At 70.6% G+C, this 14181-nt stretch carries 11 protein-coding genes; 3 read left to right on the top strand and 8 right to left on the bottom strand.

Annotation, left to right across the window (positions count from 1 at the left end; translation table 11 throughout):
• Positions 1-70: 70 nt before the first annotated feature.
• Both CYQ11_RS11805 and CYQ11_RS11800 read right to left on the bottom strand, forming a co-directional pair.
• Positions 71-238, bottom strand: coding sequence for a helix-turn-helix domain-containing protein (locus CYQ11_RS11805; protein WP_243469270.1), 168 nt, complete (start codon positions 236-238; stop codon positions 71-73).
• 81 nt (positions 239-319) lie between these two features.
• Positions 320-862: a hypothetical protein gene (locus tag CYQ11_RS11800; protein ID WP_099199668.1), complete on the bottom strand. Its 543-nt coding sequence runs from the start codon at positions 860-862 to the stop codon at positions 320-322.
• A 140-nt stretch (positions 863-1002) separates the two neighbouring features.
• Between CYQ11_RS11800 and CYQ11_RS11795 the strand changes: the two genes are divergently transcribed.
• The gene (locus tag CYQ11_RS11795; protein ID WP_099199669.1) at positions 1003-2178 is read left to right on the top strand and encodes a tyrosine-type recombinase/integrase; all 1176 of its coding nucleotides are present in this window, start codon (positions 1003-1005) and stop codon (positions 2176-2178) included.
• Positions 2179-2378: 200 nt separating this feature from the next.
• Here the strand turns inward: CYQ11_RS11795 and CYQ11_RS11790 are convergent, their stop codons facing one another.
• Positions 2379-3536: an acyl-CoA dehydrogenase family protein gene (locus CYQ11_RS11790; protein WP_099199670.1), complete on the bottom strand. Its 1158-nt coding sequence runs from the start codon at positions 3534-3536 to the stop codon at positions 2379-2381.
• Positions 3537-3745: 209 nt separating this feature from the next.
• Between CYQ11_RS11790 and CYQ11_RS11785 the strand changes: the two genes are divergently transcribed.
• Positions 3746-5086, top strand: coding sequence for a UDP-glucose dehydrogenase family protein (locus CYQ11_RS11785; protein WP_099199671.1), 1341 nt, complete (start codon positions 3746-3748; stop codon positions 5084-5086).
• 77 nt (positions 5087-5163) lie between these two features.
• Here CYQ11_RS11785 and CYQ11_RS11780 read toward each other — a convergent pair whose 3' ends face one another.
• Positions 5164-6720: an LCP family protein gene (locus CYQ11_RS11780; RefSeq protein ID WP_448323954.1), complete on the bottom strand. Its 1557-nt coding sequence runs from the start codon at positions 6718-6720 to the stop codon at positions 5164-5166.
• A 155-nt stretch (positions 6721-6875) separates the two neighbouring features.
• Here CYQ11_RS11780 and CYQ11_RS11775 point away from each other — a divergent pair, with 155 nt between their 5' ends.
• Positions 6876-7889, top strand: coding sequence for a glycosyltransferase family 2 protein (locus tag CYQ11_RS11775; protein ID WP_099199673.1), 1014 nt, complete (start codon positions 6876-6878; stop codon positions 7887-7889).
• A gap of 72 nt (positions 7890-7961) precedes the next feature.
• Here the strand turns inward: CYQ11_RS11775 and CYQ11_RS11770 are convergent, their stop codons facing one another.
• The 4 genes from CYQ11_RS11770 to CYQ11_RS11755 form a co-directional block, all read right to left on the bottom strand.
• Positions 7962-9743: an LCP family protein gene (locus CYQ11_RS11770; protein ID WP_099199674.1), complete on the bottom strand. Its 1782-nt coding sequence runs from the start codon at positions 9741-9743 to the stop codon at positions 7962-7964.
• 97 nt (positions 9744-9840) lie between these two features.
• Positions 9841-11622 carry an LCP family protein gene (locus CYQ11_RS11765; protein ID WP_099199675.1) on the bottom strand — a complete coding sequence of 594 codons (1782 nt, stop codon included), beginning with the start codon at positions 11620-11622 and terminating at the stop codon, positions 9841-9843.
• 260 nt (positions 11623-11882) lie between these two features.
• On the bottom strand, positions 11883-13184 hold the full coding sequence (locus CYQ11_RS11760) for an LCP family protein (RefSeq protein WP_240003427.1): 1302 nt from the start codon (positions 13182-13184) through the stop codon (positions 11883-11885).
• 139 nt (positions 13185-13323) lie between these two features.
• Positions 13324-14076, bottom strand: a complete 753-nt coding sequence (locus tag CYQ11_RS11755) for a TIGR03089 family protein (protein WP_099199676.1) — start codon at positions 14074-14076, stop codon at positions 13324-13326.
• Positions 14077-14181: the final 105 nt, after the last annotated feature.

Below are 14181 nucleotides of genomic sequence, written 5' to 3'. Positions count from 1 at the left end.
TGGCCGACGTCACTCTCGTTGCCCTCGTGGCCCTCCGGCTGACCTGGGCCCACGAGGTGATGCTCTCCAATCAACTGGCCTGACAGTCGATCCACTTCTCCAAGTCGGCGGGACGGCACCGGAGTGCCTGCCCCACCTTCTTGAACGGCAGCGCCTCGCGTCGCCAGTTGTCGTACACCCACGAGCGGGGCTTCCTCAGATATTCGGCCACGTCGTCAACGGTCATCAGCTTGGTCAATGGTCCTCCGAAACAGAACAGCCCCCGAGGGGCCTCGGGGGCTGCGAAAGGAAATGTGAAGTTGGGCGGGCGGCAGGCCGACTAGCTCGCTGCGCTGGCCATCGAATCCAGCACCGCCTTGGCCTTCTCCGTCAGATCGCCTCCGGCTTTGCCTGCCAGCGTGCTCAGGTAGCCGTCCCGGCGGGCCTTCTTGAGGTGGTCCTTGATCGTCTCCGGGCGTCGGTCGATCAACCGAGCCAGCCAGGGAACGGGCGCAGGAGCCCCGGTGTCGGCCATGCCCTTGTACGTCGCCGCGAGCATGGCCAAGTAACGCTCCGAGACACCCTCGTCGGCCAGCAGCGCTCCTGCGGCCTCCCCGGACTCGTCGAGCTTCCGAGTTACGTCCTCCAGGGTGCGCTGAGCCTCGGGAGCCATCTTGGCCGCGTTCATGGCCGCTGCGATGTCCAGCCGGCGAAGCACCGTCGTGGAGATTCCGCGCACCACGTCACGAGCAGATGCGTCGTCGGCCGCCTCCACGGTGATGCGCTGTGGGCCGCCCGTCACCGGACCCGTCGGCCACCACATCCGAACCACCCAACCGCCCTGCTGCTGGCTGACCTCGAAGCCGCTTTCGTCCTCTCGCATGCCCCCAGATTACATCACACGGGGTGGACCACCCCAGGTTGACAAGCGAGGGTGGATTGAGGGCAGACTGAGGCGCGGGCCGACCACGAGAAGACGACGCGGAGGCGGCCCACTCACCAACCAGAGAGGCCAGCACGGCAGTGGCAAGGGCATGGGTAGCGCGGTCCACGGACGACCCGAAGAAGTGGACCGCCTACTGGTACGACCCCGACGGCAAGCAGCGGCAGAAGACGTTCGAGACCAAGAAGCGCGCTGACGACCACCGCAAGCGCAAGGAACAGGAACTCGACGCCGGGACCTACCTCGACGACAAGCTGGCCAAGCAGCCCGTGACGGCCGTGTGGCAGCAGTGGACGAACCAACGAAAGCTGGAGAACAGCACCAAGAAGCAGTACCGCTCGATCCAGACGACGACCCTTGAGCCGTTCTTCAAGGCCCGTTCCATCGGCTCGCTGAAGGTCGCGGACGTCGAGCAGTGGCTGTTGTGGATGGAGACCGACCGCAAGCTGTCGGCCAGGACCCGCCGTCAGCGCTTCTCGTTCTTCTCCGGAATGATGGACTGGGCCGTGGTCAACGAGATCATCGGCCGTAACCCGTGCAAGAAGATCAAGCACGCTGGCAGCCGCGCCAAGGAGATACGGGAACACAAGACCAAGGCCCGGCGGCTCACGACGCGGGAAGTCCTGGCCATCCTGGACGGCTGCCCTCCCCGGTACCGCGCGATGGTCTGGCTGATGGCCGGCTGCGGTCTGCGGCTCGGCGAGGCCATGGCTGTGGCCCGCGACCAGATCGATTTCAAGGGCGAGACACTGCGGGTCGACTTCCAGATCACCGAGGACGGCGAGACGGAGTCGGGCAAGAACAGCGCTCTTCAGCGTCGGCACATCAAGGCTCGCGATGAGGAGGAACCCGGCAGGATCGTGCCTCTTCCGCCGAACGTAGCGTTCGAGCTGCGGCGGCACATCAAGAACCACGGGACGTGGGGGCCGGAAGGCTTGCTGTTCCCCAACGTCACCCGGTCGGGCTACCTGTACGCCTCGTACTTCTACCCGAAGATCTGGCTGACCGCGCTCACCAAGGGCGGGGTGTCCTACTGCAAGCCCCACGCCCTCCGGCACTACTACGGCTCCCGCATGCTCTATGCGGGCGTCCCTGAGAACGACGTGGCGGACTGGATGGGTCACAGCAGCACGGACGTGCTCCGGCAGCACTACCACTACATCTTCGAAGGCGCCGAGCAGCGCGGCAGAGCGGCCATCGCCACGATGCTCACGCCCGGCGCGGACGATCCCACCGAGCAGTCGGAGGTGGCCTGACCCCACCCAGACGAACAGCCCCCGGCTCGACGCCGGGGGCTGTGTCATTTGTGCAGGTCAGCGGCTGATTTCACCCCAGCGTCCGCCCAGGATTTCCCCAGCATGACGCCCACGATCGGCCCGAAACGGGCCCGAACGGGCTGGAAGCCGCTCAGGGCTCACGAGCCGCCCAAGACAGCCACTGACCTGCGAAAACGTTGCTACGGCAGGTTCCTCGCCATGACGATGCGCTGCACCTGGTTCGTGCCTTCATAAATCTGCGTGATCTTGGCGTCGCGCATCATGCGCTCGACCGGGTAGTCACGGGTGTAGCCGTAGCCGCCGAGGAGCTGGACGGCGTCCGTGGTGATCTCCATGGCGGCGTCCGAGGCGTAGCACTTGGCCGCGGCGCCGAAGAAGGTCAGGTCGCCGTCCAGGCGCTCGGACTTCGCGGCGGCGGCGTAGGTCAGCTGGCGGGCGGCCTCCAGCTTCATGGCCATGTCGGCCAGCATGAACTGGATGCCCTGGAAGTCGGCGATCGGCTTGCCGAACTGCTTGCGCTCCTGGACGTAGCCCTTGGCGTAGTCCAGCGCGCCCTGGGCGATGCCGAGGGCCTGGGCCGCGATGGTGACGCGGGTGTGGTCCAGGGTCTTCATCGCGGTCGCGAAGCCGGTGCCCTCCTCGCCGATCATGCGGTCGGCGGGGATGCGGACGTTGTCCAGGTAGACCTCGCGGGTCGGCGAGCCCTTGATGCCGAGCTTCTTCTCCGGGGCGCCGAAGGAGACGCCCTCGTCGGACTTCTCCACGACGAAGGCGGAGATGCCCTTCGAGCGCTTCGAGGGGTCGGTGACGGCCATGACCGTGTAGTACTCGCTGACGCCGGCGTTGGTGATCCAGCGCTTGACGCCGTTGAGGACGTAGTGGTCGCCGTCGCGGACGGCCTTGGTCTTCATGCCCGCGGCGTCGGAGCCGGCGTCCGGCTCGCTCAGGCAGTACGAGAACATCGCGTCGCCCTTGGCGAGCGGGCCCAGGTACTTCCTCTTCAGCTCCTCGGAGCCGGAGAGGACGACCGGCAGCGAGCCGAGCTTGTTGACCGCGGGGATCAGGGAGGACGAGGCGCACACGCGCGCCACCTCCTCGATGACGATCACGGTGGCGAGCGCGTCGGCACCGGCGCCGCCGAACTCCTCCGGCACGTGCACCGCGTGCAGGTCGGCCGCGACGAGGGCGTCGAGCGCCTCCTGCGGGAAGCGGCCCTCCTCGTCCACCTCGGCGGCGTACGGCGCGATCTTCGCCTCGGCGAGCGAGCGCACGACCTTGCGGAGCTCGTCGTGCTCCTCGGACGGCCGGTACAGGTCGAAGTCCTTGTTTCCCGCCAAGGCGTGCTCCCCAGAGAGTTAACTACCGTTTAGTAACCATGATTCTAGGGGCGGGCCGGGAACGGGTATACGTGAGCTTGCCGACAGCGCGCCCCGCGGCAGGAGATCTCCCGGGATCATTTCCCCGGCCGGCCCCGACTATGCTCGGGCAACGCAATCCGGCCCCCAGGCCCGCCCGCAGGCCAGACCGTCAGTACATGGAGCACCGCATGGCCCTCAAGATCACTGTGATCGGTACCGGTTACCTCGGCGCCACCCACGCCGCGGCCATGGCGGAGCTCGGATTCGAGGTGCTCGGGCTGGACGTCGTGCCCGAGAAGATCGAGACCCTCTCGCGCGGCGAGGTCCCGATGTACGAGCCGGGCCTTGAGGACCTGCTGCGCAAGCACGTCGCCGGGATCGAGGGCTCGACCGGGCGGCTGCGCTTCACGACCTCCTGGGAGGAGGTCGGCGAGTTCGGCGACGTCCACTTCATCTGTGTGAACACGCCGCAGAAGCAGGGCGAGTACGCGTGCGACATGTCGTACGTCGAGAGCGCCGTGACCCAGCTCGCCCCCTGGCTGCGGCGGCCGGCCCTGGTCGTCGGCAAGTCCACCGTGCCCGTCGGCAGCGCCGCCCGGCTCGCGCCGCTGCTCACCAAGCTGGCCCCGGCCGGCACGGACGTCGAGCTCGCCTGGAACCCGGAGTTCCTGCGCGAGGGCTTCGCCGTGCGGGACACCCTCCACCCCGACCGCATCGTCGTGGGCGTCGCCGGCGAGCGCGCCGAGAAGGTGCTGCGCGAGGTGTACGCCGTCCCCATCGGCGAGGGCTCGCCCTTCGTGGTCGCCGACTACCCGACCGCCGAGCTGGTCAAGACCGCGGCCAACTCCTTCCTCGCCACGAAGATCTCCTTCATCAACGCCATGGCCGAGGTCTGCGAGGCCGCCGACGGCGACGTGGCCAAGCTGGCGGAGGCGATCGGCCACGACGAGCGGATCGGCCGGAAGTTCCTGCGGGCCGGCATCGGCTTCGGCGGCGGCTGCCTGCCGAAGGACATCCGCGCCTTCATGGCCCGCGCCGGCGAGCTCGGCGCCGACCAGGCGCTGACCTTCCTGCGCGAGGTCGACTCCATCAACATGCGCCGCCGCGGCCACATGGTCGAGCTGGCCCGCGAGACCGTCGGCGGCAGCTTCCTCGGCCGCCGTGTGGCCGTGCTGGGCGCGACGTTCAAGCCCGACTCGGACGACGTCCGCGACTCGCCCGCGCTGAACGTCGCCGGCCAGATCCACCTCCAGGGCGGCCAGGTCACCATCTACGACCCCAAGGGCATGGAGAACGCCCGCCAGGTCTTCCCGACCCTCTCCTACGCGCCCAGCGCGCTGGAGGCCTGCCGGGGCGCCCACGTGGTGCTGCACCTCACGGAGTGGTCCGAGTTCCGGGAGCTGGACCCGGCGGCCCTCGCCGAGGTCGTCGCCACCCCCCGCGTCCTCGACGGCCGCAACGCCCTCGACGCCGCCACCTGGCGCGCCGCGGGCTGGACCTTCCGCGCGATGGGCCGCCCGCGGGCCTAGCGTCCTCGGCTGCTGCGACAACGCAGCGAGGTGCCGTGCCGGGCTCCGCAGGGCCCGTGCTGACCCCTCGGACCCCCCTAGGCCGGGTCCGGGCAGATCACCTGGTCCCCGGTGACCACCGGGACGCCCCCGCCGTGCTGCGGCGGCGGGTCCTGAGCCCGCACCGGGCGCACCCGGGGGTCGTCGGTGCCCAGGACCACCTTCATCAGCGGGCCCTGCCCCGGCACCGGGCGCAGCTCGGCCCCGGGCAGCGCGGCCGCCAGCGAGTGGGCCGAGCGGTCCCAGCGCGGGTCGTAGCCGATCACCGTGTGCCCGTCGGCGGGCGGCGGGGCCCCGGCGGGGAGCCCGGTGGTCGCGAAGCCGGTGGCCCGCAGCGCCTCGTCGGTCGTACGGCCCAGACCGTCGACGCCGCTGCCGTTGAGCACCTGGACGCGGATCCGCTCGGGGGCCACCTCGACGGCCGTGGGCGCCGGCCCGTCCCGGCGGGACGGCGGCTTGGCGTCCTGGGTGCGGTGCGGGGCGCGCGGGACGGCGTTGACCGGGCGGTCCTCGCGCAGCGCCTGGAAGAGCTTGCCGGCCGCCGCCTCGTCCCAGCGGACCGTCGAGCCGATCTGCGCCACGGGGTAGTTCGCCACGGCGACCGGCACCGAGGTGAACTCCGCGGAGGCGGGTCTGAGCTTGCGCATCGCCCTGCCGAGCTCGAGGAGCTGGTCGGCGCCGAAGCCCCGGTCGGCGCGGACGGAGTCCAGGACCGCCGAGGTGACCTCCTGGAACTTCACGGGGTTCAGCAGCAGCCTGCCGTCGGAGACCTTGTGGATCAGCGAGGCGAGGAACCGCTGCTGCCGTTGCATCCGGCCCAGGTCGGCGGCCCCGTCGAGGTGGCGGGAGCGGACGTACTGCAGGGCCTGGCCCCCGTCGAGGGTGCTGGTGCCCGCAGGCAGGTCGAGCCCGGTGTAGTCGTCCTTCAGGGGGCGCACGGTGCACACCTGCACGCCGCCCACCACGTCGACGGTCTTCATGAAGCTGGTGAAGTCGATCTCCATGTAGTGGTCGACGTGCACCCCGGTGAGCTGCTCGACCGCCCGTACGGTCAGCCCCGGGCCGCCCTCGGCGTAGGCGGCGTTGAGCTTCTGGGGGTGGGCCGGGCGGACGCCGCCGGTCTCGTCCGCGTGTTCGGGGATCTCGGTGTAGGTGTCGCGCGGCAAGCTGATCACCGTGGCCCGCTCCCGGTCGGCGGACAGGTGCATCAGCATCATCGTGTCCGTGCAGTGGCAGGGCACGCCGCCCAGGTGGTAGCGCCTGCGCTCGTCCTCCGTGATCTTCTCCCGGCCGTCGGTGCCCACCAGCAGCACGTTCATCCCGCGGCCGCCGCCGGGCCGGTTCGACAGCCCCCCGAAGGGGTCGACCCGGCCGATGCCGCCGTCGATGCCGTAGACGACCGCGTGCCCGATCCCGCCGGTCCCGAGGACGGCCACCGCGGCGCCCGTCGCCAGCCGCATCCCCCAGCGGGGCCGGCGGGGGGAGCGGGGAGCGGTCCGATACGGGCGGGGGCGGCGGGAGGAGCGGGCCTGTGCGGTCACTTCGGGACCTCCGCGACGATCGGACGGGAGAGTGGGGAGAAACGGTAGGCCCATACGATGAACTGTCTGCGGCCCCACGCCGTCCACGACGACCCCGCCACCCGGCCGGGGCGGGACCGATTCCCCCATTGGCGGTAACGTGGCCGGGGATATCGGCGAAACAGCCGTCCGCCGGGGGGCGCTCCCGACCCCCGTACCACCGAGGAACCATGCCTGATCAGCAGCCGCCAGCCGTTTCCGTGATCATGCCGGTGCTCAATGAAGAGCGGCATCTGCGCACCTCCGTGCGGCACATCCTGGAGCAGGAGTATGCCGGTGAACTGGAGGTCGTCATCGCCCTCGGTCCGTCCACGGACCGCACGGACGAGATCGCCGCGGAGCTCGTCCGGGAGGACTCCCGGGTGCATACCGTGCCGAATCCCACCGGACGCACCCCTGCCGCACTGAATGCCGCGATCAAGGCATCACGTCACCCGATCGTGGTACGGGTCGACGGTCACGGCATGCTCTCGCCGGACTACATCGCGACCGCCGTGCGGCTGCTGGAGGAGACCGGCGCCCAGAACGTCGGCGGCATCATGCACGCCGAGGGCGAGAACGACTGGGAGCGGGCCGTGGCGGCCGCCATGACCTCGAAGATCGGCGTCGGCAACGCCGCCTTCCACACCGGCGGCTCCGCCGCCCCGGCCGACACCGTCTACCTGGGCGTCTTCCGCCGGGAGGCCCTGGAGCAGCAAGGCGGCTACAACGAGGAGTTCATCCGCGCCCAGGACTGGGAGCTGAACTTCCGCATCCGTGAGGCCGGCGGGCTGATCTGGTTCTCGCCGGAGCTGAAGGTCTCCTACCGGCCGCGCCCCACCGTCAAGGCCCTGGCCAAGCAGTACAAGGACTACGGCCGCTGGCGTCACGTGGTGGCCCGCTACCACCAGGGCTCGATCAACCTGCGCTACCTGGCCGCGCCGACCGCCGTGATCGCCATCGCGGCGGGCGTGGTCGCCGGTGCCGTGATCACGCCCTGGGGCTTCGTCGTCCCGGCCGGCTACCTGGCCGCGATCACCGCCGGCTCGGTGCCGGCCGGCAAGGGGCTGCCCGTGGGCGCCCGGCTGCGGATCCCGGTGGCGCTGGCGACGATGCACATGTCGTGGGGCTACGGCTTCCTGACCAGCCCGCGCTCGCTGGCGAAGAAGGTCATCGCGAGCCGCCGGCCCGCGGTCGTGCGCTGACCCCCGGCCCCCGGCACACCGACGCCGGGCGGACCGCGTTCGCGGCCCGCCCGGCGTTCGCGCGTCCGCCTGCTAGAAGCGGTTGAGCGGGTTGACCTTCATACAGGCCGACTTGTCGTCGCCGTTGAGCGGGTCCGCGCTCTCGGGGGCCTTGTTGTCGTCGGCCTTGGGCTTGCCGTCCGCGGGCTTGCCGTTCTCGGCGCCGGGCTTGCCCGAGGCGCTCGCGGCCGGGGCCGGCGCCGCGCCGCCCTCGCCCGCCCTGCCGCCTTCCCCGGCCTTCGCGTACGTCGTGCCCGTACGCCAGTCCCCGCCCACGACCAGCGTGATCTGCTGGACCTCGGGGGAGTGGCGCACCGCGCTCTCCGGCAGCCCCAGGGCCGTGGCCACGGCCAGGGCGTCCGCGCGCTGCACGGCCCTCGGGTAGCTGAGCGTGGTGTCCGCCTGCACGCGCGGCGTGGAGTCCGCGGTGGCCTTGGCGAAGCCCTGCTTGACCAGGAACGCGGCGATGTCGGAGCCCCGGCCCGTGACCGGCGGCTCGACGAGGGTGCCCGTGCCGTTGAAGACGGTGACCGGGACGTTCTGCTTGGGGGACGCGGGGGCCGTGGTCTTCTGGTCCTTGCCGTCCTTCTTCTTGTCCTTGCCGTCCAGCGCGACGTCGTTGCGGACGAGCGAGAACAGCTTGTCCGAGTCGCCCGGCTTGGGGATCACGTGCGCGTCCGGGTCCTGAGGGTCGGAGACCCAGGGCATCGTCGTCATCGTGATCCGGCCCGACGGCACGCGCTTGACGTCGTTGGCGAGGTCGTAGAGCTTCTTGACCGAGCCGAGGTCCTTGTCGACGGTGAGCGCCCGGGTGGCGGCCTCGGCGAGGTCGGTGAGCTGGCCCGGGTCGCTGAGCTTGGTGCCGCCCTTGAGCTGACGGACCATCGCGTTCATGTACATGTGCTGGGCATGGGTGCGGCCGATGTCGCTGCCGTCCTCGAAGCCGTGCCGGGTGCGCAGCCACTGCAGGGCCTGCTCGCCCTTGACCGTCTGGGAGCCCTTGGACAGCCGCAGGCCGGACTTGGAGTCGTAGACGTTGCTGTCGACGCAGACGGGAACGCCGCCGACCGCGTCGGCCATGCTCACCACGCCGGCGAAGTCGATCATCATGAAGTGGTCGATGGGGATGCCGGTCAGCTCTTCCCACGTGGCGACCGTGCAGCCCGGGCCGCCGTTGCCGAGGCTGGTGTTGATGATCTGGCGGTTGGTCTCCTTGTAGACCTTCCCGTTGTCCGGGTCGGTGCACTTGGGGATCGTCACCCGGGTGTCGCGCGGAACGCTGATGACCGACATGTTGCTGCGGTCGGCCGAGACGTGCACCAGCATCTGCACGTCGGCGAGCGGCGGCCGGTCGGCGTCGTCGCGGGCGCCGCCGAGGTCCTGGTTCTCCTTGCTGTTCCGGCTGTCGGAGCCCAGGAGGAGGATGTTCAGGGGGCGCTGGCCGTCCGCGTTGGCGGCGCTGCGGTCCAGCTGCTTGTCACCGAGGTTGAGCTTGTTCTTCTTGATGTTGCCGTTGAGGTGCTCGTAGTAGAGGTAGCCGGCGGCGGAGACACCGAGGACGAGCAGCGCCAGACCGAGCGCCGACCAGCGGGCTATTCGCTTCAGGCGCCGGCGGCGGGGGCTGCCGCCGCCGGATATGGAGCCGGAGCCGTCGGCCTCCCGGCCGGCGGCGCGCTTCGGCTTCCCCGTTCCTCCCGGGCCCTCGGCGTCGTCGGGGTCCTTGGAGTCCGTGGAACCCTTCGCCTCCTCGGTGTTATCGCCCGACTTGTCGGCCTTGTCGGCCTGGTCCCCCCGCACGCCGCTGCTGTGCCGCATCGGGCCTCCCCTGGATGGTGCGTCCGGCCCGATGGGCAGGCGAGTGTCGTGAATGAGTCCTACTGCGTACTGAGATGCGAAAGCCCCGGGTCAGGGTTCACTTGGCGCAGATGTTCTCATCGTCGGCTTCGACCCGCTGGATGTCCTTCGGCGCTTCCTTGGGCGCGGAGACCGGAATTCCGGCGCCCTTGAAGTCCTCGCCGAGCGTCAGCGTCATCTCCGCCGTCGGCGCCGCGGCCGCGTCGGACTGCTGGAGGGCGTCGACGGGCAGGCCCATGTCGTCCGCGAGGCGGCGCGCCTGGTCGGCCTGGTTGGGGGCGAACTGAAGGACGGTCTTGTCCTTCTTGCCGCCGGCGGCGTTGCCGCCGTTGCCGGTGCGGAGTATCCCCTTGGAGTTCTGCATCCAGGCGACGGTCTCCTGCGCGGCGCCGATCCGGCCGCTGCCGTTGAACACCTTGACCCGCACGTGCGAGGGCTCGGCGCGGGGCCCCTGGAGCAGGGCCGCCTGCTTGGCGTCCGCCTCCTCCTGGGCCTTCTTCTCCTTCTCCTTCACCTCGGTGAGGGAGACGTCCTGGCGGACCATGGCGAAGAGCGGCTCGGCTTTGGCCTTGTTCAGGACGACCGTCTTGTGGTTCTTGCCCTCGGCCGGGTTGTCGTCGACGGGCACGGTCACGAAGGTGATGTTCTTCAGGTTCACCTTGCTGAGTTCCTTGGCCAGGCTGGTCAGCTTGGACACGGATCCTATGCCGGTGTCGACGGTGAGCGAGTTGGTCGCGGCGTCACCGAGGTCGTAGAGCTTCTTGGGGTTGGTCAGGGTGTCGCCCGACTTCATCTTGCGGATCATCGAGCTGAGGAACTGCTGCTGGAGCTTGATGCGGTCCAGGTCGCTCTCGAAGCCGACGCTGTGCCGGGTGCGGACGAACGCCAGCGCGTCCTCACCCTCGATCTCGTGCCGGCCCTTGCTCAGCTTCAGGTGCGACTTGGGGTCGTCGATGTCCTTGGCCAGGCACACCTCGACGCCGCCGACCGCGGAGGACAGCTTCTTGACCGCGTTGAAGTCGGCCATCATGAAGTGGGTGACCTTCAGGCCCGTCAGCTTCTCGACGGTCCGCCAGGTGCAGCCGGGGTCGCGGTCCTCCTGCCCCAGGCTCTCGTTGAAGCGGACGCCCTTGGAGCCGGGGATGTTCTTGGTGCCCCCCTTCTGCTTGGTGGGGCAGTCCGGGATGTCGGTGATCATGTCGCGCGGGATGGACAGCGCGGTGGCGTTCGACCGGTCCTCGGAGACGTGGAACAGCAGCGTGGTGTCGGCGTGGCCGACGCTGCCGTCGTCGCCGTACCCGGTGTTGCCGCTGCCCGAGCGCTTGTCCGTGCCGATGACCAGGATGTTGACCGGGCCCTTGGTGACGGCGTCGTTGTTGATGCCGACGTCGACCTTGTCGATGTTGTTGTTGAAGTGCTGGTAGAGCAGGTAGGCGCCCACCGAGCCGCCGACCAGCACGAACGCCAGCGTGCCGCCCGTCCAGAGCAGCACCTTCTTCTTCACCGACTTCTTCGGCTTCGGCCGCCGCCGGCCCGTGGCCGCCTTGGCCCCGGCCCGGCGCCCTCCGGCTCCCGAGCGCTGCCCGGGCACCGGACGGCCGTCGCCCGGCTTGGCTCCCGGCTTGGCTCCCGGCTTGCCTCCCGGCCTGGGCCTCGCCCCGGGGGCTGCGCCCTGCTGCCCGACCCGGGCGGGGGAGGGGGTGGCGGAGGGCTCGTCGGCCGTCGCCCCGGGTTCCCCGGCATGGTCAAGACGCAGCTCGTAGCTGCCGGTTTTGGGGTCGAAAACCCACTGGTCGGCGGGGTCGATGCCACCCGCTCGCCCACGGCCTTGCGCGTCCACGGTCGCTTGAATCCTCCGTCGGTGCCACGCGGCGCCTACCCCCCGAGGCGCTCGATCACGTCATCTGTGCGCGCGGTCAACCCGGCCGTGCGCACCGGATCGCTCACACTATCCGCCCAGTTCAGCGTCAAGCGACGCTGGTGACAAATTGCACTCGCCTACAACTGGGCAATCTGCCCAATCCCTTCGCGGAGAGGGGGCACCGGAGTGAAGATCGGGGAGAAGAGCCGATCGTACCTTTTACGGGCTAAGTTCTCGGTTCAGCCGCAGATGCCGTGTGCGGCGGTGGTGCCCTGGTACGTCGGCGGTGTGGTGGGGCGCGGGGAGGGTGCGGGGGACGGCGCGGACGACGAGGCCGGGGGCGGGGGCGCCGACGGCTGGGCGAACGGGTCCGACGGGAGCTCGGTGCTCTCCGGCTCCTCCGGGTCGGGATCGCGCCGCGGCCCGCCGCCCGGCTTGCCGTCCGCGGGGCGGACGTGCGCGCTCACCGACACGGGACGGTCCCTGCGCAGCTGCTCGAAGAGCTGGTCCGCGTCCGGCTGCACCAGCTCGTCGCGGTTGGCGTTGTACGCGTACGGCTTGCGCGGTGCCGTGAGGAACTGCACGCGGTCGGTCGGGATGTTGCGCACCGTGCGCACCAGGTCGTACATCTTCCTCAGCGAGTCCAGGCCGGAGTCGGTGGTCAGCGAGCGGGTGGCCGCGTCGAGCACCGGGTACAGCCGCGTGGGGTTGAGCAGGATGCCGTCGCTGCGCATCTCGCGGAACAGGGCGCCCAGGAACTCCTGCTGACGGCCCATCCGTTCGGTGTCGCTCCCGCCGCCGAGGCTGTACCGGGCCCGTACGTACCCCAGCGCCGCCTCCCCGTGCAGCACCTGGCGGCCGGCCGGCAGCCGCAGATGGGCCTCGCGGTCGTCCATCGGCTTCCGCAGGCAGACCTCGACGCCGTCGACCGCGTCCACGAGCCGCTTGAACCCGATGAAGTCCAGGACGATGTGATGGTCGATCCGGATGTTGGTGATGCCCTCGACGGTCCGGATGGTGCAGGCGGTGCCCGCCAGCTCGTACGCCCAGTTGAACTGGGCGAAACGCTCGTTGGTGTACGTACCGTCGGGCTTGCGGCAACTGGGGATCTTCGCCATCAGGTCCCTGGGCAGGCTGACGGCGGTCGCGCTGTTCCGGTCGGCCGCCACGTGCAGCAGGATTGTGGTGTCGGAGCGCTGGGTGCCGCTGTCCCCGCCGTACTTGCCGTTCCCGGATCCGCTGCGGGTGTCGGAGCCGATGATGAGGATGTTCTGGGCGCCCGCCACGAGCGCGCTGGGGCGCTGCTTCTCCCAGCGGGCCAGCTCCTCGGCGGTCTCCGTGTCGGTGGTGATGTTGTTGTTGAGCTGCTCGTAGAGCACCCAGCCGATCCCGGCCACCAGCAGCAGCGCCAGCGCCAGCGCCAGCGCGAGCCGGCGCAGCCAGCGCCGCCTGCGGCGGCGGGGCGTGGCCGGCTCGCCGGGCGGCCCCCCGGCGAGGGGGTCGTCGCCCGGCGGGCCGTGCGGGCCTGGGCTGCGGTTCACGGCTGCGCTGCATCCCTCCGCGGAGTCGGCGGCGTGCGTGCCCGGCGGGGGCCGGGTCCCGGCGTGCACCGTCCCGGCCGCGGGCCGGGCGGCGGTGCACGTACACCGATCATCGCCCGGAGCCGGCCGTCCGGCAGCGTCAGAGGGCCGTCACGGTGACGCGCTCGCTCTCACGGCGCTGTTCCAGGGCGCCGTCGGACAGCCGGTCGAGGTGGCGGCACAGCACGACGGACCCGCCGGCCGCGAGCGGTGCGAGCAGCCCGGCGGAGAGCCCCTCCCAGTGGTCGTAGGGCAGGCCGGACAGCATCCGGGAGCCGGGGCGGAGGCCGTGCTGCCGGGCGTCCGTGCGGGCCCGCTCGACCACCTCGGTGCCCGTCAGCCCGGTCCCGCCGACGACGAGCGCGGGGGCGTCCGGGTCCACGGGCGCGTACGGGGCGAAGCGGTCGCCCTGGCCGGGGACCTCCAGGGCGTAGTCGGTGAAGCCGGCCGGGGGCTCGGGGAAGCGGCCGCCCAGGGGACGCAGGGCCAGTGCCACCCGCTCCCCGGAGCAGGCCCGCGCTTCCTCCAGCGTGTCCGGCCCGCTGACGACCAGGTCGGCGGTGGCGGGGTCGCCGCCGATCTCGGCGGTCACCCCGACGGAGGAACAGGCGAGCAGCCAGACGGCGGTCTGCCAGTGCGCGGGCAGCAGCAGCGCGAGGCGGTCGCCGGGCTCCGCGGCGAGGTCGCCCTGGAGCAGGTTGGCGGTCTTCGCCACCCAATTGGCGAAGGTGGCGACGGACAGTTCCACGCGCTCGCCGGTGGCGTCGTCGTAGAAGGTCACGAGCGGTCGGGAGGGGTCCGCGGCGAGCGCGGAACGCAGCAGGTCGGCGGGGGTGCGATCAGTGGCGTTCATCGTCGTCAGCGTACGCGCGGCAGCCCCTGACGAGCAGTCGGGTGGCGGCCGTCCGGCCCGACTCGCCGTCAGCTCATGAATGGACAGATATGTAATGATATGACC

Origin of the sequence: Streptomyces cinnamoneus, assembly GCF_002939475.1 — a bacterium.
In the GTDB taxonomy this organism is placed as follows: domain Bacteria; phylum Actinomycetota; class Actinomycetes; order Streptomycetales; family Streptomycetaceae; genus Streptomyces; species Streptomyces cinnamoneus_A.
Note: the sequence above shows the minus strand (reverse complement) of the source record. Positions and strands in the feature narration are given on the sequence as shown.

What these genes read in the sequence shown, in the direction of transcription:
- CYQ11_RS11800 (WP_099199668.1), bottom strand. Translation starts at nt 862, where the DNA reads ATGCGAGAGGACGAAAGCGGCTTCGAGGTCAGCCAGCAGCAGGGCGGT.
- CYQ11_RS11785 (WP_099199671.1), top strand. Translation starts at nt 3,746, where the DNA reads ATGGCCCTCAAGATCACTGTGATCGGTACCGGTTACCTCGGCGCCACC.
- CYQ11_RS11780 (WP_448323954.1), bottom strand. Translation starts at nt 6,720, where the DNA reads ATGGGCCTACCGTTTCTCCCCACTCTCCCGTCCGATCGTCGCGGAGGT.
- CYQ11_RS11775 (WP_099199673.1), top strand. Translation starts at nt 6,876, where the DNA reads ATGCCTGATCAGCAGCCGCCAGCCGTTTCCGTGATCATGCCGGTGCTC.
- CYQ11_RS11770 (WP_099199674.1), bottom strand. Translation starts at nt 9,743, where the DNA reads ATGCGGCACAGCAGCGGCGTGCGGGGGGACCAGGCCGACAAGGCCGAC.
- CYQ11_RS11755 (WP_099199676.1), bottom strand. Translation starts at nt 14,076, where the DNA reads ATGAACGCCACTGATCGCACCCCCGCCGACCTGCTGCGTTCCGCGCTC.